11 protein-coding genes and 2 riboswitches are annotated in these 17,653 nt (G+C 67.3%); of the genes, 6 read left to right on the top strand and 5 right to left on the bottom strand.

Features of this window, described 5'->3' with window-relative positions:
• Window positions 1–10: 10 nt before the first annotated feature.
• Window positions 11–1,714 (top strand): methyl-accepting chemotaxis protein, encoded by a 1,704-nt coding sequence (locus tag LQV39_RS05100; RefSeq protein WP_230020843.1) that lies wholly within the window; start codon window positions 11–13, stop codon window positions 1,712–1,714.
• Here LQV39_RS05100 and gcvP read toward each other — a convergent pair whose 3' ends face one another.
• From gcvP to gcvT, 3 genes are all read right to left on the bottom strand, one after another.
• On the bottom strand, window positions 1,715–4,609 hold the full coding sequence (gcvP, locus tag LQV39_RS05095; RefSeq protein WP_230020838.1) for an aminomethyl-transferring glycine dehydrogenase: 2,895 nt from the start codon (window positions 4,607–4,609) through the stop codon (window positions 1,715–1,717).
• A gap of 166 nt (window positions 4,610–4,775) precedes the next feature.
• A complete protein-coding gene (gene gcvH / locus LQV39_RS05090) occupies window positions 4,776–5,156 on the bottom strand; it encodes a glycine cleavage system protein GcvH (RefSeq protein WP_230020835.1) in 381 nt (126 codons plus the stop codon).
• Window positions 5,157–5,218: 62 nt separating this feature from the next.
• Window positions 5,219–6,343, bottom strand: a complete 1,125-nt coding sequence (gcvT, locus tag LQV39_RS05085) for a glycine cleavage system aminomethyltransferase GcvT (protein ID WP_230020834.1) — start codon at window positions 6,341–6,343, stop codon at window positions 5,219–5,221.
• A 61-nt stretch (window positions 6,344–6,404) separates the two neighbouring features.
• Window positions 6,405–6,500, bottom strand: a riboswitch (glycine riboswitch).
• A 25-nt stretch (window positions 6,501–6,525) separates the two neighbouring features.
• A riboswitch (glycine riboswitch) is annotated at window positions 6,526–6,612 on the bottom strand.
• Window positions 6,613–6,755: 143 nt separating this feature from the next.
• Here gcvT and LQV39_RS05080 point away from each other — a divergent pair.
• Window positions 6,756–7,316: an ATP-dependent Clp protease proteolytic subunit gene (locus tag LQV39_RS05080; RefSeq protein WP_230020828.1), complete on the top strand. Its 561-nt coding sequence runs from the start codon at window positions 6,756–6,758 to the stop codon at window positions 7,314–7,316.
• Between the two features lie 133 nt (window positions 7,317–7,449).
• Here the strand turns inward: LQV39_RS05080 and LQV39_RS05075 are convergent, their stop codons facing one another.
• Window positions 7,450–7,734: a hypothetical protein gene (locus LQV39_RS05075; protein WP_230020826.1), complete on the bottom strand. Its 285-nt coding sequence runs from the start codon at window positions 7,732–7,734 to the stop codon at window positions 7,450–7,452.
• A 343-nt stretch (window positions 7,735–8,077) separates the two neighbouring features.
• Here LQV39_RS05075 and LQV39_RS05070 point away from each other — a divergent pair, with 343 nt between their 5' ends.
• Both LQV39_RS05070 and LQV39_RS05065 read left to right on the top strand, forming a co-directional pair.
• Window positions 8,078–10,600, top strand: a complete 2,523-nt coding sequence (locus LQV39_RS05070) for a DUF1631 family protein (RefSeq protein ID WP_230020822.1) — start codon at window positions 8,078–8,080, stop codon at window positions 10,598–10,600.
• A gap of 201 nt (window positions 10,601–10,801) precedes the next feature.
• Window positions 10,802–11,527 carry a phosphatase PAP2 family protein gene (locus LQV39_RS05065; protein WP_230020821.1) on the top strand — a complete coding sequence of 242 codons (726 nt, stop codon included), beginning with the start codon at window positions 10,802–10,804 and terminating at the stop codon, window positions 11,525–11,527.
• A 1-nt stretch (window position 11,528) separates the two neighbouring features.
• Here LQV39_RS05065 and LQV39_RS05060 read toward each other — a convergent pair whose 3' ends face one another.
• The gene (locus tag LQV39_RS05060) at window positions 11,529–12,602 is read right to left on the bottom strand and encodes a S41 family peptidase (protein WP_230020812.1); all 1,074 of its coding nucleotides are present in this window, start codon (window positions 12,600–12,602) and stop codon (window positions 11,529–11,531) included.
• Between the two features lie 300 nt (window positions 12,603–12,902).
• On the opposite strand from LQV39_RS05060, the gene smc reads away from it, so the two are divergent.
• Both smc and LQV39_RS05050 read left to right on the top strand, forming a co-directional pair.
• Entirely contained in the window at window positions 12,903–16,427 is a 3,525-nt protein-coding gene (gene smc, locus LQV39_RS05055) for a chromosome segregation protein SMC (RefSeq protein WP_230020809.1), read from the top strand.
• A complete protein-coding gene (locus tag LQV39_RS05050) occupies window positions 16,424–17,653 on the top strand; it encodes a cell division protein ZipA C-terminal FtsZ-binding domain-containing protein (protein ID WP_230020801.1) in 1,230 nt (409 codons plus the stop codon). The genes smc and LQV39_RS05050 overlap by 4 nt, the downstream gene beginning before the upstream one ends.

The raw sequence follows: 17,653 nt of genomic DNA, 5'->3' as shown, positions 1-17,653 counted from the left end.
GGAGAGGACAATGACGCTCGAGTTCAACCTGCTGACCCGCCTGAGAATCGGGCCCAAGCTTCTATTGGCGCCCGGCGCAGTGCTGGTGCTGCTGGTCCTGCTGTCCAGCGGCGCCTACCTGGCGATGGTACGCCAGAACGATTCGCTGGACGCCATCGTGCAGCAGCGCGCCACCCATATGCGCGCCGCCGCCGACCTGGTGGCGTCCGCCCAGCGGGCGAATGCCCAAGCCTACCAGATCCTGACCTGGATCAGCGGCAGCTTCCCGCGCACCCGGGTCGACCCGCTGGTGCGCGACGTCCAGCTGCAGCAGGCCGCCATCGAGCGCGGCTTCGCCAACCTCGCGAAAATGGCCCAGGAAACGCCGCAGCGGCACCGCGAGGCCGAACTGCGCCTCATCGAGCAGGCCGCCTCCGCCTGGCGCCTGTACGTGGCGGCAGTGCGCGACGTGATCGAGATCGCCCGCGAAGACCAGTCGATCAGCGCGAATGCCATGGCCAAGGCGGAGCGCGCCTTCAGCGTGGTGGCCGAGCGCCTGACCGACCTGTCGCGGCGCGAGCAGGAGCTGTCGGAAGAGGCGTCCGACAAGGCCTCCGAGGACTTCAGGACCATCGCGGTCCTGATGCCGATCGTGATCTTCCTGTCGATCGCGGCCTCGCTGGCCATCACGATGGCGGTGCGGCGCTCGCTGCTGGGCGAGATCGGCGCCATCGAAGCCGCCGCCAGCAGCCTGGCCAGCGGCGACCTGACGGTGCGCACCCGCCTCGACGGCGACGACGAGATCGCCACCACCTCGCGCGCGCTGGACGACAGCATCCGCAACCTGAACCTGTCGCTGCGCACCATCCTCGAGTCGGCGCGATCGATCGGCCTGGCCTCGCGCGAGATCGCCCTCGGTCGCGCCGGGCTGCCCGCGCGCGCCGGCGTGCGCGCCTCGCTGGAGCAGACCACGACCTCGATGCAGGACCTGGCGGCGACGATGATGGAGACCGCGTATTCGGCGCGCCAGGCCAACCGCCTGACCGAAGCTGCGTCCACCGCGGCCCAGCAGGGCGGCAGCGTGGTGCACCGCCTGGTGGCGACCCTGGAAAGCGTGCGCCGCTCGGCCACGCGCCTGGACCAGCTTGGCGAAGACATCGAGGTCGCCTGCGCGCGCGCCGGCGGCGTGGCCCTGAGCGCGGCCGTCGATGCCGCCCAGGGCGGCCCGCAGGCCGCGAACTTCGCCCAGGCGGCCTGCGAGGTGCGGGCGCTGGCGGGACGCGCGGTGGCGGACGCGCGCGAAGCTAGAACCCTGGCGCGCGAGGCGATGGCGGCCATCGAGGGCGGCACCGGCATCGCACTGGACGCCGGCTCCAGCATGGCGATTCTTACCAGCTCGGTGCAGGCGGTCGGCGACATCGTCAACCGCATCGGCTCGACCAGCGCCGAACGGGCCGAGAACCTGGCCGGCGTGAACCAGGCCATCGTGCGCATGGACGAACTGACCCAGCAGGGTACGCGGATGGTGGAAGACGCGGCGATGGCCGCGCGCAGCCTGCAGGAGCAGGCGCTCAGCCTGTCGCAGGCGGTGGCTTCGTTCCGGCTCGATGAGGCGGTGCAGACGTCGCCCGAAGCCGAGCAAGAAAACGGGGCTGCGGGGGCGTTGGATAAACGCCCCGGCAGCCCCGGACATCCCTATTTAAGGCTGGCTAGCAGCCGTCGCGGGAAAGACTGATCACTCGTAGTCTTCAATCGGCGCACAACCGCAGAACAGGTTACGGTCGCCGTAGACGTTGTCCGCGCGGCCGACCGGCGGCCAGTACTTGCGCTTGCGCAGCGACGGCACCGGGAAGGCGGCCACCTCACGAGTGTAGCTGTGCTGCCAGTCGTCGGCAGTGACCACTTCGGCGGTGTGCGGCGCGCCCTTCAGCGGGTTGTCCATGCGGTCGTACTCGCCGCGCTCGACCTTCACGATCTCGGCGTGGATGGTGATCATCGCCTCGATGAAGCGGTCCAGTTCGACTTTCGACTCCGACTCGGTCGGCTCGATCATCAGCGTGCCCGGCACCGGGAAGCTCATGGTCGGGGCGTGGAAGCCGAAGTCCATCAGGCGCTTGGCCACGTCTTCGTTGCTGATGCCGGTCTTGTCCTGCAGCGGGCGCAGGTCGATGATGCACTCGTGCGCGACCAGGCCGTCGTGGCCGGTGTACAGCACCGGGTAGTGCGGGGCCAGGCGGCGCGCAATGTAGTTGGCGTTCAGGATCGCCGTCTCGGTCGCCGCGGTCAGGCCTTCGGCGCCCATCATCGCGATGTACATCCAGGAGATCGGCAGGATCGAGGCCGAGCCGTAAGGCGCGGCGCTGACGGCGCCGATGCCTTGCTCGTTGCGCTGGTAGCCGGTCGAGGCCTGGTTCGGCAGGAAGGGCACCAGGTGCGCGCCGACAGCCACCGGACCGACGCCCGGGCCGCCGCCGCCGTGCGGGATGCAGAAGGTCTTGTGCAGGTTCAGGTGGCTGACGTCGCCGCCGAAAATCCCCGGGCCGGCCACGCCGACCAGCGCGTTCATGTTGGCGCCGTCGACGTACACCTGGCCGCCGTGCGCGTGCACGATCTCGCACAGTTCCTTGATGCCTTCTTCGAACACGCCATGGGTCGACGGGTAGGTGACCATCACGCAGGCCAGGTTGGCGCTGTGCTGCTCGGCCTTCTTCTTCAGGTCTTCCAGGTCGACGTTGCCGTTCTCGTCGCAGGCGGTGACGACCACCTGCATGCCGACCATGCTGGCCGAGGCCGGGTTGGTGCCGTGCGCCGAGGACGGGATCAGGCAGATGTTGCGATGGCCTTCGCCGCGCGACTGGTGGTACTTCTGGATGATCAGCAGGCCGGCGTACTCGCCCTGCGAACCGGCGTTCGGCTGCAGCGACACGCCGGCGTAACCGGTCACGGCGCACAGCATGGCTTCCAGCTGGGCGATCATCTCGCGGTAGCCGACGGTCTGGTCATCCGGTGCGAACGGGTGGATGTTCGAGAACTCGGGCCAGGTGACCGGGATCATCTCCGAGGTCGCGTTCAGCTTCATGGTGCACGAACCCAGCGGGATCATGGTGCGGTCCAGCGCCAGGTCCTTGTCGGCCAGCGAGCGCAGGTAGCGCAGCATCTCGTGCTCGGCGTGGTAGCGGTGGAAGGTCGGGTGGGTCAGGTAGGCGCTGGTGCGGCTCAGCGATGCCGGGAAGGCGTCGGCCACGTCGCTGTCCAGCGAGTCGAAATCGACGTCGACCGATTTGCCGGCGGCTTCGCCGAAGATCTGCGCCAGCAGCGCGATCTCGTCGCGGCCGGTGGTCTCGTCCAGCGACAGGCCGACGTGGCGCGCATCGATGCGGCGCAGGTTGACGCCCTTGTCGTTGGCGATGCGGTGCAGCTCATCGGCGTTGTCCGCGATGACGGTCAGGGTGTCGAAATAAGTCTCGTTGACCAGCTGGTAGCCGAGGCCCTGCAGCGAGGCGGCCAGGATGCCGGTGTAGCGGTGCACGCGGCGGGCGATCTGCTCCAGGCCCTTCGGGCCGTGGTAGATGGCGTACATCGAGGCCATCACGGCCAGCAGCACCTGTGCGGTGCAGATGTTCGAGGTCGCTTTTTCGCGGCGGATGTGCTGTTCGCGGGTCTGCAGCGCCAGGCGGAACGCCTTGTTGCCCTGGGCGTCGACGGTGACGCCGGCCAGGCGGCCAGCCATGCTGCGCTTGTAGTCGTCGCGGGTGGCCAGGTAGCCGGCGTGCGGGCCGCCGAAACCGAGCGGCACGCCGAAGCGCTGGCTGTTGCCGACCACGACGTCGGCGCCCCATTCGCCCGGCGGGGTCAGCACGGTCAGGGCCAGCAGGTCCGCGGCCACCACGACCATCGCGCCCATCGCATGCAGCTTCTCGCAGGCGTTGCGGTAGTCGCGCACGTCGCCGTTGACGCCCGGGTACTGCAGCAGCACGCCGAAGCAGCTTTCATCCAGGTTGTCGATGTCGGCGGCGGCGATGCTGCGCACTTCGACGCCGATCGGCTTGGCGCGGGTCTCGATCACTTCACGGGTCTGCGGCAGCACGTCGTCGGCCACGTAGAAGACCTTCGAGGCCGACTTGCCGACGCGCTGGATCAGCGTCATGGCTTCGGCGGCGGCGGTGCCTTCGTCCAGCATCGAGGCATTCGCGATGCCCATGCCGGTCAGGTCGGTGATCACCTGCTGGAAGTTCAGAATCGCTTCCAGGCGGCCCTGCGAGATCTCCGGCTGGTAAGGCGTGTAGGCGGTGTACCAGGCCGGGTTTTCGAAGATGTTGCGCAGGATGACAGGCGGGGTGAAGGTGCCGTAGTAGCCCTGGCCGATCATCGACTTCATGACCTTGTTCTGCGAGGCGATGCCCTTCAGCTTAGCCAGCGCGGCCTGCTCGGGCAGCGGATCGAAGAACTGGCCCAGGTCCAGCTTGTCCTTGCGGCGGATGTTGGCGGGAACGACGGCATCGATCAGGGCGGCGCGGCTCTGGTAGCCGAGGACGGACAGCATGGCTGCCTGTTCGGCGTCGGACGGACCGATGTGGCGCGGGATGAAGCCATCGCGTGCTTCGAGTTGGGTCAGGCTGGTGCGGGTCATGGCAGAAGTCGAAAAAGAGGAATCGAGGCGGGAGGAATCAACGTCGTCCCCGCGGAGGCGGGGACCCAAGTTTGCGTGAACATCGCAAACGCTAGCGTCCAGCAACGAACTTGGGTTCCCGCCTTCGCGGGAACGACGGGTGGCCGGGGAATGACGGGGTGGCTAATCAGCCTTCAGTGGTCTTGCCGTAAGCCGCAGCATCCAGCAGGCCGTTGATCGCGGCCGGATCGCTCGGTTGCAGCTTGAACAGCCAGGCGCCGTAGGCGTCGGCGTTGATCGAGTCCGGGGCGTCGGCGGTGGCCTGGTTGACGGCGGTGACGGTGCCCGAGACCGGGGCGTAGATGTCGCTGGCGGCCTTGACCGACTCGACCACGGCGGCGTCGTCGCCGGCGGTGAAGGCCTTGCCGACCTGCGGCAGTTCCACGAACACGATGTCGCCCAGCGCGTCCTGTGCGTATTCGGTGATGCCGACGGTCAGGGTGCCGTCAGTCTCTTGACGGACCCACTCGTGGGACTCGGTGTATTTCAGGTCGGCTGGGATGTTCATGCAGAGCTCCTAATGAGAAGTTGAGGCGGTAAGTATACGTTGTTCTTGTGACGGGCTGCGAATCAGGATGCCAGCACTTTGCCGTTGCGCACGAAGGGCAGCTTGACCACGGAGGCGGCCAGTTTCTTGTCGCGGATTTCGACGTGCACGGTGTCGCCCACCTGCACCTCGACCGGCACGCGCGCCAGCGCGATCGCCTGCTGCATGCTCGGGCTGAAGGTGCCGCTGGTGATCTCGCCGGCGTTGCCCGATGCGGCGACAACCTTCTGGTGGGCGCGCAGGATGCCGCCTTTCTCGCGCAGGATCAGGCCGACGAAGTTCTGCTGCTGGCCTTTGCTCTGCAGGGCCGATTTGCCGATGAAATCGCGCTCCGCGACCAGGTCGACGGTCCAGGCCAGGCCGGCGTCGAGCGGCGAGACGGTATCGTCCATGTCCTGGCCGTACAGGTTCATGCCGGCTTCCAGGCGCAGGGTGTCGCGCGCGCCCAGGCCGGCAGGCTTGACGCCGGCGGCCGCCAGCGCGGTCCACAGGGCTTCGGCCTGGCCGGCCGGGACGCCGATCTCGAAGCCGTCTTCGCCGGTGTAGCCGGTGCGGGCCACCATGACTTCGCCAAACGGGGTGTCGTTCACGATGGTGACGTTGAAGGGCTTCATCTCGCTCGATGCCGCCTGGGTTTGCGGCAGCACTTCCCAGACCTTGGCGCGGGCGTTCGGGCCCTGCACGGCGATCAGGGCGATGCCGTCGTCCGACAGGTCGGCGCGGCGCGGGGTGATGCTCAGGCCGCTATTGGTGGCCTCGTTCTGCTGGCGGATCCAGGCGATGTCCTTCTCGGCGGTGCCGGCGTTGACGACCAGGCGGAACCAGTCTTCGCGGAAGAAGTAGACGATCAGGTCGTCGATCACGCCGCCTTCAGGGTTCAGCATGCAGGAGTACAGGGCTTTGCCGGCCGCCTGCAGCTTGTCGACGTTGTTGGCCAGCAGGCCGCGCAGGAAGGGGCGGGCGTTGGCGCCGTGCAGGTCGACCACGCACATGTGGGAGACGTCGAACATGCCTGCATCGGTGCGCACGGCATTATGTTCTTCGATCTGCGAACCGTAGTTGACGGGCATGTCCCAGCCGCCAAAGTCGACCATCTTGGCGCCGGATGCGCGGTGTACGGAATTGAGCGGGGTCGCTTTGAGCGTCATGGCGTGAGATCCTCGGGCAGTTGAATAGGGTTACGGCACACGGTTTTTGCCCGCATGCCGATCGCACCCCTCTGTCCTCGATACCTGAGAGATAGCGGCTTGAATCCGCCTGCCCCTTCGGTGGGCTCGTCAAGAGCCGCTCTCCAGAGTTGGCCGCCACGCTTGCGTCGTGCATAGCGTGCGCCCCCCGACCGGTCCGGTTGCCTGAGAGTTTTCGGGTGATGCCCCTTCGGCGGCAGCCTTGCGCTGCGCTCTCCCGGTCAAGACTGCGAAGGATATGCGACTAGTGCAGGGAAGTCAATTCGAAAGCCCCTTGGCATAGGCCGCGCACTATTGCAGTGCGTCTACATAGAGAAAAAACCGTGTTTTGTTACACTTGCCCTATGACCTTGCGACAGAAGAGAGCCCGACTATGAGCGAAGATCAAGCAAAACAGCAAAAAGAGGCGTACTTCACGCTGTCCGGCGACGTGAACAGCGACATGGTGCATCGCGTGTTCGAGGCCGTCTCGATGATGACCGAGGACGGACTGGAAACGGCCCACATCCTGGTGCAGTCGAACGGCGGCTATGTGAGCGACGGCCTGTGCCTGTACAACTTCCTGGCCAACTCACCGGTCGAGTTCGTGATGTACAACGGCGGCGCGGTGGCGTCGATCGCGGTGATCCTGTTCCTGTCGGGCACCCGCCGCTATGCCAGCGAGACGGCCCGCTTCATGATCCACAAGTCGCACGCGACGGCCTCGCCGGGCTCGCGTCCGGACGCCCTCAACATCATCGTCGAAGGCCTGCGCGCCGACGATGCCCGCACCGAATCGATCCTGCGCAAGCACATCGAACTCACGCCGGAGCAGTGGGGCATCCACCAGTACGGCGACCTGCACCTGAACGGACGCGATGCCAAGACCGCCGGCCTGGTCAACGACGTCAGGGACTTCGCGCCGCCGAAGGGCGCGCCCCTGCGCAATATCTGATCCCGGCCGCTGCGGCGGCCTGCAAAACACAGGGCCTGGAACAGCTTCCCGTTCCAGGCCCTGTTGCCGTCCTTGAAGGCCGAAGGCGGCGCCGCGGCCTGTGCTGCGGCGCCGCCTTCGGCCTCAGGAAAATTCAGCGGTTGCCGCCGCGGCTGCCGCCCGAGCGCGAACCCGAGCCCGATGCCGACTGCTTGTTGCCGTCGTTCTTGTGGCTTTGACGGCCTGCTTCGGCATGCTGCTCCGGGGTGCCGCCGCGGGTACCGCCGGAACCGCCCGAACGCGAGCCGGAACCCGAGCCCGACTGCTGCGAACCCTGCTGCGAACCCTGTTTGTTGGCGTCATTCTTGTGGCTCTGACGACCTGCTTCCGCGTGCTGCTCGCGCGAGCCGCCCTGCTTGCCCGACCTGTTGTTAGCCATGATCATTCCTTTCTAAAATGGGAAAGTCCTGCTTACCGAAGCGTTTCCGGTAGTGCAATAATGCAAGCCCGTCAGTAGATGTGGTATCAGAACACGGCGCGGGGCCTTGTAGGAGCGAGACCTACGTTTAGAGAATAAATTTTCCGCAAAGACTGCCGTGGTGCGATGTTCGTTCTTCGGTTCGTCGTTGAAATCCAGATAAGGCCGTAGTTTTACTGATGAGATAACTCTTCCGTAGAATATTTACTTTATATTCGTCTGGAAGTGCTTGCAGATACTGGTTGCCTTGTGGCAATTATGTGCCACAATAAGCATAAGCAAGCCATCGCATTCACCGTCCACCATGTCATCGAGCCGAGTCCAGAGTCCGGCAGCGCGTCAGGCCGCCTTGCAAAAGCAGGCGACTCTGGACGCGCTCGCCGATATCGCGGCCGCCCAGCTCAAGGAGCAGCTGACGCCGATGATCGCCCGCTTCGGCGCGGCCCTGGCGGATGTCAGCCAGCCCGGACTCGACACGCGCGAAGTCTACCGGCGCGTCCGCTCCAGCAAGCTGCTGCGGGATAACAGCTACGCCTTCTTTCACCTGGCCAGCACCGGCCTCGACCTGGCCGTGCGCCAGGACATCGAGCGCCTGCAGCCGCAAGGCGCCGCGCCCCGGGCCGCGCCGGCCTCGCTCAGCCTGGTGCCGCTCGAGGTCATGGACGACAAGGTCGCCTTCGGCGCCATCACGCGGCCCTTCGACATCGCCCATTCCGAGCAGCTGGCGACCCTCTCGGTGCGGCTCGGCCTCCTGCTTGGCAAGGGCGTGCTGCGCGCCGACGCCAATCCCTTCCGCCCCGAAGTCTTCCTGAAAGCCCTGGAAGAAGCCTGGCGCGAGTTCGAGCCCGAGGAAGAATCGCATCCGCTGATCCTGGAGCTGCTGCGCCCCGAGCTGGTGTTCGATTTCGGCGCGCTGTACGAAGCCCTGGTCGAAGGCCTGACCGGCAAGGACGGCCAGGGCGCGGTCGAGGCTTACCGGATCCAGAAAACCGACGACGCCGCCGCGGCGCGCGCCGCCCGCGCCAGCGGCAAGGCGGCGCTGGCCGAGCAGCTGCGCAAGCTGTTCGGCGACGAGGATGGCGCTGCCGTGCCGGACCTGCCGCTGATTCCCGAGCTGCCGGCGATGCCGTCCGGCGCAGGGGGCTGGCGCCCCAGTGCGGCGGCGGGCTTTGCTGCGGCGCCGGTGGAGCAGGGCGAGGCACGGCAGGCGCCGGTGGAACACCCTGCGGCGGTGCAGGCCGCACAGCCGGCAGGCGGATTCCTTGCCGCGGCCGGTGGCGCCACGTTCGGCGCCACGGCCGGCGCAGCGCCGGGTGCTGCGCCAGGCGGCGCACCGTCGGCCGGCGGCATCGCTGCAGGTGCGTCATTCATGATGGCGCCGGGTGTCATGGCCGCAGCGCAGGCCTCGGGCGCCGTTCACGCAGGCGGCTTCGCTGCCGGCGGCCTGCCGGCCATCCCCGGTCTGCCGCACGATGCGCCGGTGCTGGTGCCGGGCCAGGTCGCCCCGCTGCTGGAACTGCTGGCCCGCATCGAACCCGGCCTGCAGGCTGCGCAGTCCGCGCTTGACCCTTCTTCAGGCGCCATCCCGGCGGCGGCCGGCGCGCTCCCGCAAAACGTCTTCTACCTGCCGCGCTTTGCCCAGAGCCTGCCCAAGGGCAGCCTGTCGCGCGGCGACGAGAGCACCCTGGGCCTGCTGTCGCGTGTGTTCGAAACCGTGCTGCTCGACGACAGCATCCCGCCGCAGACCCGCGAGCTGCTGCGCGTGCTGCAGGTACCGGTGCTGAAGGCGGCCCTGCTCGACAAGAACTTCTTCTTCGAGGAAGCGCATCCGGCGCGGCGCATGGTCGACCTGCTGTCGCGCATGGGCTGGGAGCAGCGCAAGGACCAGGACGATCCGCTGTTCCAGGTCATGCAGCGCAGCGTCGAACGCGTCGGCGAGGACCGCCCTGGCGCCTTTGCGGAAGCGGTGGCCGAGCTGGAAGCGGGCATCGCCGCCGAGGAGAACGCCCAGCAGGAAGCGATCGCCGCCCCGGTGGCCAGCGCCCTGAAACAGGAAAAGATGCAGGTCGCGACCCGCGCCGCGCGCGACGCCGTGCAGCTGCGCGTGCAGGCCGGCGATGTCGGGCAGGTGGTCAGCGGCTTCCTCGAGCAGCGCTGGACCACGGTCATGACCTTCGCCTACAGCATCGACGCGGACAAGCCGGGCGCGGTGGTCAACGCCACCCGCGCGATGGACGAGCTGATCTGGAGCGTCAAGCCGAAACAGACCCAGGAACAACGCAAGGCCCTGATCGGCAAGCTGCCGCGCCTGCTGGCCACGCTGAACAAATGGCTGGACGCGATCCGCTGGCAGGACGCCGAGCGCCTGCAATTCTTCGCCCGCCTGGCCGAATGCCACGCCTCGATCGTGCGCGCGCCGATCGAACTGTCGCCGGAGCGCCAGCTGGAACTCGCCGTCGAAGCCGCCCAGCAGGACGCGCTGCGCCGGGTCGAACTGGAGCAGGCCGCGGCCGGACAGGAAGCGGCGCGCCAGCAGATGATTTCGCCGGTGGATGGCCTGGAGCGCGGCATGTGGTTCGAGTTCAAGACCACGGAAGGGGCGCGCAAGGTCAAGCTCGCCTGGGTCAGCCCGCTGCGCACGCTCTTCATCTTCTCGGGCGCGGGCCGGCGCGAGGCCTTCTCGTTGTCCGCGGAAAAGTTCGCCGAGCTGCTGCATGCGGGGGCCGCGCGCGTGCTGGCCATCGATGGGGTGGTGGGGCAGGTGCTGTCGGAGGCGATGCAGGCTGGGGCGGTGAATGACGCTTCGATGAAGGTGGCCGCGGCCTAGCCGTCATTCCCGCGAAGGCGGGAATCCAAGCTTGCTGGCGCTGACAAGACGCATGCGGAACTTGGGTCCCCGCCTGCGCGGGGACGACGTAGAGGAGCGCGGGGACGACGTAGAGGAGCGCGGGGACGACGGGCAGGGAGCGCGGGCTCGACTCGGATTGCGGTATAGTCTAGCCGCCATCACCCCACAAACAATCCCGACATGATCTGGTGGTACCACCTATCCGCCCTCGGCGGCCTGAACGTCACCGCGCTGCTTGCCGTCGCCATCGCCGCCTGGCTGGTCGGGGCGCGCTGCTGGCGGCTGGCGCTGGCCTGGTGCCTGCTGTTCGGCGCCGCGCTCTCCATCGCCGTGGCCAGCCAGATGGCCTTCCTCGGCTGGGGCATCGGCGTGCGCTCCCTGGAATTCACCGGCTTCTCCGGCCACGCCACGCGCGCCGCCGCCGTGTTCCCAGTCGCCCTGTTCCTGCTGCTGGAAAGGCGCGGCCTGCGGCGCGCGGACAGGCGCAGGGAAACCCGGCCGGGCGGCCAGGACCGGCGCGGCGGCAGCTGGCTGCGTGCCGCTGTGCTGGCCGGGGCGGTGCTGGCGGTGGCCGTGGCCATCGCCCGCGTCAAGGTCGGCGCCCATTCGGCCAGCGAGGCGGCGGCCGGCTGCCTGCTGGGCCTGGCATGCGCGGGACTGTTCATCGCGCGCACCCGCGCCGCGCGCGACCGCTCGCCGCAACCGCTTTTATTGGGCCTGCTGGCGGCGACCTTGCTGCTGCCGCGCGCCGACCCCGTCAATTCCCACCAGTGGCTGACCGCGGCCGCCCTCAAGCTGTCCGGCAGCGACCGGGTCTGGCTGCGCAACGGCTGGCAGCCGGCCCGCGGGCCGTATGTGCCGCCGTGCGCGCCGGAGAGGCGCCGTTTCGAGGTGCTTTGCACCTGACTCAGCGGAGCGCGGTCAAGCGCGTCTGGCGCTGCAGCAGTTCCTGCGCGACCTTCAGCGCATCGGCGGGCGCCGCCTCGACGTCGGGAAGCACGCCCGTACCCTCCCAGTCGGTGTGGGTGATCGGATTGATGATGCGCGCATCCGGCACCAGGGCGTAAAAATGATCGCCAAGGCGGTAGGGGCGGCCCGGGTGGGCGCCGCCCCAGGTCCGCGTGCCGATGATGGTGGCGCGCTTCAGCGCCTGCATCGTGTAGGCAAAATTTTCTCCGGCCGACATGGTGTCGCGGTCCACCAGGATGAAGACCGGCTTCTTGCCGCCATAGCGTTTCCCTTCAAGCCTGTCCTCGGTCCAGAGTTCGGTCGTCGATCCGGTATTGCGCGACCAGATATCGTTCACGTGGGTGCGCTGGTCGACAAAATAGCTGAGCATCAGGTTCACGCCGCCGGGGTGGCCGCCCCTGTTGCCGCGCAGGTCGATGATGAGCGCGTCCGTATCTGCCAGCTTGTTCATTGCGCTGGCGACCCTGTCGGCCGACATGACCGGCGGTGCAAAGCCCGTCAGCTGCAGAAAGCCTACCCCGGGGCTCAAGTGTTCGACCTTGGCGATGCCAAAGTTCTCCCTGCTGAGGACGATAGCGCCAAACACGCGCATGAAGAGAGGAGCATCCGGGGGCGGTGTGCGGCCCCGCAGGTCGGGTTCCCCGCTGGGATCGGGCGGCAAGGGCGATGAGCTGAAACCTACGCCCATGTGCAGGTCGTGCGAGACGCCCGTGATGTCGGCCTCGAGCTGCTCAGCAAACTTTTCCGCATCGCCGATTGCGTCGTAGGCGCCACGCTTCTGGCGCTCCCGCAGCAGCGCTTCGATCTCCCTGGCCTTCTCGGGCGACATGTAGTGCTGGTTCAGCTTTGCCGCCAGCGCGTCTATCGTCTGCGTGCGCATGGCGGCGTCGATCGTGAGCGTGGGCTGCGGCCGGTTCGCAAGCCAGAAGCGTGCGAGTTCCGGCGCGTAGAGAAGCGCGACGAGCAGCCCCAGCACCACCGCTGCCGGTATGGCAAACCATTTCTTCTTCATAGTGCGTCCTCATGTTGGATGAGCTGGCAATGGCTCGTCAGCAGCACTGCCTGCGTGGGCTCAGCAATATTGCGAAATTAGCATAGCAGTAAAAAATGCCATGACATAGCACTTTCCTTTGCTTTACTGGTGTGTGCCGGTCAGGCAGGCGCTCAAGGGGCGCCGGACAACGCCATAGAGAAGAAACTGATCAGGACCCGGCAGGCGCCCAGAGTGGAAAGCAACGCCGAATCTTGGCCGTAAAGCAAGGAACAGATGGTATGATGCGGTTTTTCACGACACCCATCCTTCTTCGAGAACGTGCGTCTATCCTCCATCAAATTGTCGGGATTTAAGTCTTTCGTCGATCCCACCAATTTCCAGGTGCCGGGGCAACTGGTCGGCGTGGTCGGCCCGAACGGATGCGGCAAGTCGAACATCATCGATGCCGTACGCTGGGTGCTGGGCGAATCGAAAGCCTCCGAGCTGCGCGGCGAGTCGATGCAGGACGTGATTTTCAACGGCTCCACCCACCGCAAGCCGGCCGGGCGCGCCTCGGTCGAACTGGTATTCGACAACAGCGCCGGCAAGGCGGCCGGGCAGTGGGGGCAGTACGCCGAGATCGCCGTCAAGCGCACGCTGACGCGCGACGGCACTTCGACCTATTACATCAACGGCCAGCCGGTGCGCCGGCGCGACATCCAGGACATCTTCCTCGGCACCGGCCTCGGCCCGCGCGCCTACGCCATCATCGGCCAGGGCATGATCTCCCGCATCATCGAGTCGCGCCCCGAGGAGCTCCGCGTGTTCCTGGAAGAGGCGGCCGGCGTCTCGAAGTACAAGGAGCGGCGCCGCGAGACCGAGAACCGGCTGTCCGACACGCGCGAAAACCTGACCAGGGTCGACGACATCCTGCGCGAGCTGAACGCCAACCTCGAAAAGCTGGAAGCGCAAGCCGCGGTGGCGAACCGCTTCCACCAGCTGCAGGCCGACCAGGAAGAAAAGCAGAAGCTGCTCTGGCTGCTGCGGAAGAACGAAGCGAAGTCCGAGCAGGCGCGCTGGTTCCTCGAGATGGAGCAGGCCCAGACCGGCCTCGAAGAACAGAACGCGAAGATGCGCCACCTGGAACTGGAACTCGAGCGCATGCGCCAGGCGCATTATGCGACCGGGGATCGCCTGCACGCGGCCCAGGGTGAGCTCTATCAGACCAATTCCGAGATCGGCAGCCTGGAAGCGCGGATCAAGTTCGTGGTCGAGTCGCGCACGCGCCTGCAGAACCAGATCGGCACCCTGACCGCCCAGCGCGAGCAGTGGCTGAACCAGGCGCGCGATACCCAGGAGCAGATCGAAGAAGCCGAATACCGCCTCGAAGAGCTGGCTGCGCGCGTCGAAGGCGCGCAGATCGCCGTCGAGGCGCAGAACGAACGCCTGCCGGAACTCGACGCCGCCTGGCGCGCGTCCCAGGAAAAGTCGGCCGAATCGCGCGCCCGCATCATGCAGATCCAGCAGCGCATCGAGCTCTCGTCGGCGCACCAGCGCAATGCCTCGAACATCCTGGCCACCCTGGCGACGCGGCGCGAGCGCCTGCAGCAGGAGCGCGGCAACCTGAACCTGCCGGACACCGGCCACCTCGACAACCTGCGCATGCAGCAGGAAGAAAAGCAGCTGCAGCTGGAAGAGCAGACCCTGATGCTGGAGGAAGCCGCCAGCCGCCAGGAGTCCAGCGAGCAGGAAAGGCGCGAAGCCCACGCCCAGGTCCAGCAGGAGACCGCGGCGAATGCGAAGCTGGAAGCGCGCCTGTCAGCCCTGCGCCAGCTGCAGGACCGGGTCCAGACCCAGGGCAAGGTCCAGCCCTGGCTGCAGAAGCACGAACTCGACAAGCTGCCGCGCCTGTGGCAGAAGCTCGACATCGAAACCGGCTGGGAGACGGCGCTGGAATCGGTGCTGCGCGAGCGCACCGGCGCCCTCGAGATCTCGAACCTGGACTGGGCGCGCGGCTTCTTCGGCGATGCGCCGCCGGCCCGCATGGCGGTGTACACGCCGTCGACGAATGCGCCCGCGCGGCCGGCAGCCCATGGCCTGAAGCCTTTCGCCAGCCTGCTCAAACTGAACGACCCCGGCCTGCGCGGCCTGCTGGACGACTGGCTGCACGAAGTCTATGCCGCCGATGATCCAGGCGCGGCGCTGGCCCAGCGCGAGCGCCTGCCGGAGGGCGGCTGCTTCGTCACGCCGCACGGCCACATCGTCAGCCGCAACAGCGTGCGTTTCTATGCCGCCGACGCCGAGCAGGACGGCGTGCTGGCGCGCCAGCACGAGATCGACAACATCGTCAAGCAGCTGCGGGCCCAGGTCCTGCTGCTGGACGAGGCGCGCACCCGCGCGATCCGCGCCGACGCCGCGGTGAGCGAGCTGCAGCGCCGCCTGCAGGAAGGCCGCCAGAAGGTCGCGACCCTGCAGCGCGAAACCCACGCCCTGCAGATCGAGGTCGTGAAGCAGGCCGAAGTCGAAGCCCGCTTCAACCAGCGCAGCGGCCAGATCTCCGCCGACCTCGACGAGATCGCGGCCCAGGAAGCCGAGCAGCGCCAGATCAAGGCCGAGGCCGAAGCCCGGTTCGAAGAGCTGGACATGGAGCTGGCTGAGCTGCAGGGCGCCCATGAAGACCGCCAGACCGAATTCCTGGACCAGGAACGGGTTCTGAACGAAGCGCGCGACAAGCTGCGCGAGCTGGAGCGCTCGGCCCAGGAAGCGGTGTTCGCTGAAAAGACCCAGCGCAGCCGCATCGAGGAACTGCGCCGCACCATCGCCACCGCGAACCAGCAGGCGGAGCAGGTCCTGGAAAGCATAGGCGCCGGCAAGATGGAGCTGGAAGCCATCGAATCCGGCACCGCGGCCGAAGGCCTGCAGGAGCTGCTGGCGCGCCGCACCGCGCAGGAACAGGCGCTGTCCGATGCGCGCCATGAGCTCGACCAGCTGACGCAGCAGCTGCGCGCCGCCGAGGAAGCGCGCATGGGCGCGGAGCGCAGCCTGCAGCCGCAGCGTGAGCGCATCACCGAGATGCAGCTGAAGGAGCAGGCCGCGCGCCTGAACCAGGAACAGTTTGCCGAAGCCCTGAGCGCCACCGGCGCCGACGAGGCGGAACTCGCGCAGAAGCTGCAGCCGGACATGAAGCCGCAATACCTGCAGGGCGAGGTCACGCGCCTGACCAATGCGATCACGGCGCTGGGCGCGGTGAACCTGGCCGCGGTCGAAGAGCTGGCCCAGGCCACGGAGCGCAAGCGCTTCCTCGATTCGCAGAACGCCGACCTGCAGGAGGCCATCGCCACGCTGGAAGGCGCGATTTCCCGCATCGACCGCGAATCGCGCGACCTGCTCCAAGACACTTTTGATCGCGTCAACGCCAATTTCTCGGAGCTGTTCCCGATCCTGTTCGGCGGCGGCACGGCCAAGCTGGTGATGACCGGCGAAGAGATCCTCGACGCCGGCGTGCAGGTCATGGCCCAGCCGCCGGGCAAGAAGAACGCCACGATCCACCTGCTGTCCGGCGGCGAAAAGGCCCTGACCGCGACGGCACTGGTGTTCTCGATGTTCCGTTTGAATCCCGCGCCGTTCTGCCTCCTCGACGAGGTGGATGCGCCCCTGGACGACGCCAATACCGAGCGCTTCTGCCGCATGGTCAAACGCATGTCGGACCATACCCAATTCCTCTTCATCTCGCACAACAAGATCGCGATGGAGATGGCCAATCAACTGATCGGTGTGACGATGCAGGAGCAGGGCGTATCGCGCATCGTGGCGGTGGACATGGAGTCCGCCGCGAATTTCGCTACTGAGGCACAAGCAGCATGAACGACTTACAAATGAGCCTGATCGCGGCCGGCGGCGTCTTCGTCGTCGGCATCATTAGTTATAACAAGTGGCAGGAGTACAAGGCCCGCAAGAGCGTCGAACGGGCCTTTGCTTCTGACCATGACGACGTGCTGATGAAGAGCGGCGCCGTCCGGCCGGACTCCGCGGGCGCGCCGGTGGATGCCGATTCGCCCGACCGCCATGAGCCGGTGCTGGACGCGAATGTCGACGCGCCGTTTGCGGAACTGGCCGGCAGCGATGCGTTGGCCGAGCCGGTGATGCGCGAGCCTGCGCCGGCCGGCGTGGCCGCAAGTGGGGCCGCCGCCGGTGCCGGCATCGGCGGCGCCGCGGCTGGCGCGGCGATGGCCGCCAGCCTCGATCCGCTGGCCTCGCTGCCGGGCGCCAAGGCGGACACTCCGCCGGCCCAGCTGGCCGAGAACCTGGTCGATCCGCTCATCGATTGCCTGATCCCCTTGAACATCGAAGGCGCCGCGCGCGGCGACAAGATCCTGCCCGCGCTGCTGAAGCTGCGCCGCGTCGGAAACAAGCCGGTGCACTTCGTCGGCCTGGCCGTGAACGGCGACTGGGAGCCCATCGTGCATGGCGGCGTCTACACCAAGCTGCAGGCCGGCGTGCAACTGGCCACCCGCACCACGGCCCTGAACGAGCTCGAATACTCGGAAATGGTGACGCGCCTGCGCGCGGTGGCCGACGAGATTGGCGCGGAGCCGGAAGTGCCGGACATGATCGAGGTGATGAGCGAGGCGAAGAACCTGCACCGCTTCGTCGCCGGTCATGACGCCCAGCTGGGCGTGAACCTGGCTTCGAAAGGCGCGCCGTGGGCGATGTCGACCCTGATCGGCGCACTCGAAAACCAGGGCTTCGACGTGCGCCCTGATGGCCGCTTCGCGATGCCGGACGGCGAGGGCGGCGTGCTGTTCACCCTGTCGACCAACGTCAACCTGGGCGCCGACACCACCTCGCGCCTGACCCTGCTGCTGGATGTGCCCTGCGTGACCCCGGCGCGCGACGGCTTCGGCAAGATGGTCACCTGCGCCAAGTCGCTGGAGCTGCGCCTGGACGCCGCCATCGTCGACGACTTCGACCAGCCGCTGCTTGATGAGGCCCTGGGCGAGATCGCCGGCCAGGTCGGCGAGTTCTACCAGGAGATGGACGCCGCCGACATCCCGGCCGGCTCGACCCGCGCGCTGCGCCTGTTCAGCTGA

It is taken from the genome of Massilia sp. Bi118 (assembly GCF_918697865.1).
Classification (GTDB): Bacteria; Pseudomonadota; Gammaproteobacteria; order Burkholderiales; family Burkholderiaceae_D; genus Telluria.
Note: the sequence above shows the minus strand (reverse complement) of the source record. Positions and strands in the feature narration are given on the sequence as shown.

What these genes read in the sequence shown, in the direction of transcription:
- LQV39_RS05100 (WP_230020843.1), top strand. Translation starts at nt 11, where the DNA reads ATGACGCTCGAGTTCAACCTGCTGACCCGCCTGAGAATCGGGCCCAAG.
- gcvP (WP_230020838.1), bottom strand. Translation starts at nt 4,609, where the DNA reads ATGACCCGCACCAGCCTGACCCAACTCGAAGCACGCGATGGCTTCATC.
- gcvH (WP_230020835.1), bottom strand. Translation starts at nt 5,156, where the DNA reads ATGAACATCCCAGCCGACCTGAAATACACCGAGTCCCACGAGTGGGTC.
- gcvT (WP_230020834.1), bottom strand. Translation starts at nt 6,343, where the DNA reads ATGACGCTCAAAGCGACCCCGCTCAATTCCGTACACCGCGCATCCGGC.
- LQV39_RS05080 (WP_230020828.1), top strand. Translation starts at nt 6,756, where the DNA reads ATGAGCGAAGATCAAGCAAAACAGCAAAAAGAGGCGTACTTCACGCTG.
- LQV39_RS05075 (WP_230020826.1), bottom strand. Translation starts at nt 7,734, where the DNA reads ATGGCTAACAACAGGTCGGGCAAGCAGGGCGGCTCGCGCGAGCAGCAC.
- LQV39_RS05070 (WP_230020822.1), top strand. Translation starts at nt 8,078, where the DNA reads ATGTCATCGAGCCGAGTCCAGAGTCCGGCAGCGCGTCAGGCCGCCTTG.
- LQV39_RS05065 (WP_230020821.1), top strand. Translation starts at nt 10,802, where the DNA reads ATGATCTGGTGGTACCACCTATCCGCCCTCGGCGGCCTGAACGTCACC.
- LQV39_RS05060 (WP_230020812.1), bottom strand. Translation starts at nt 12,602, where the DNA reads ATGAAGAAGAAATGGTTTGCCATACCGGCAGCGGTGGTGCTGGGGCTG.
- LQV39_RS05050 (WP_230020801.1), top strand. Translation starts at nt 16,424, where the DNA reads ATGAACGACTTACAAATGAGCCTGATCGCGGCCGGCGGCGTCTTCGTC.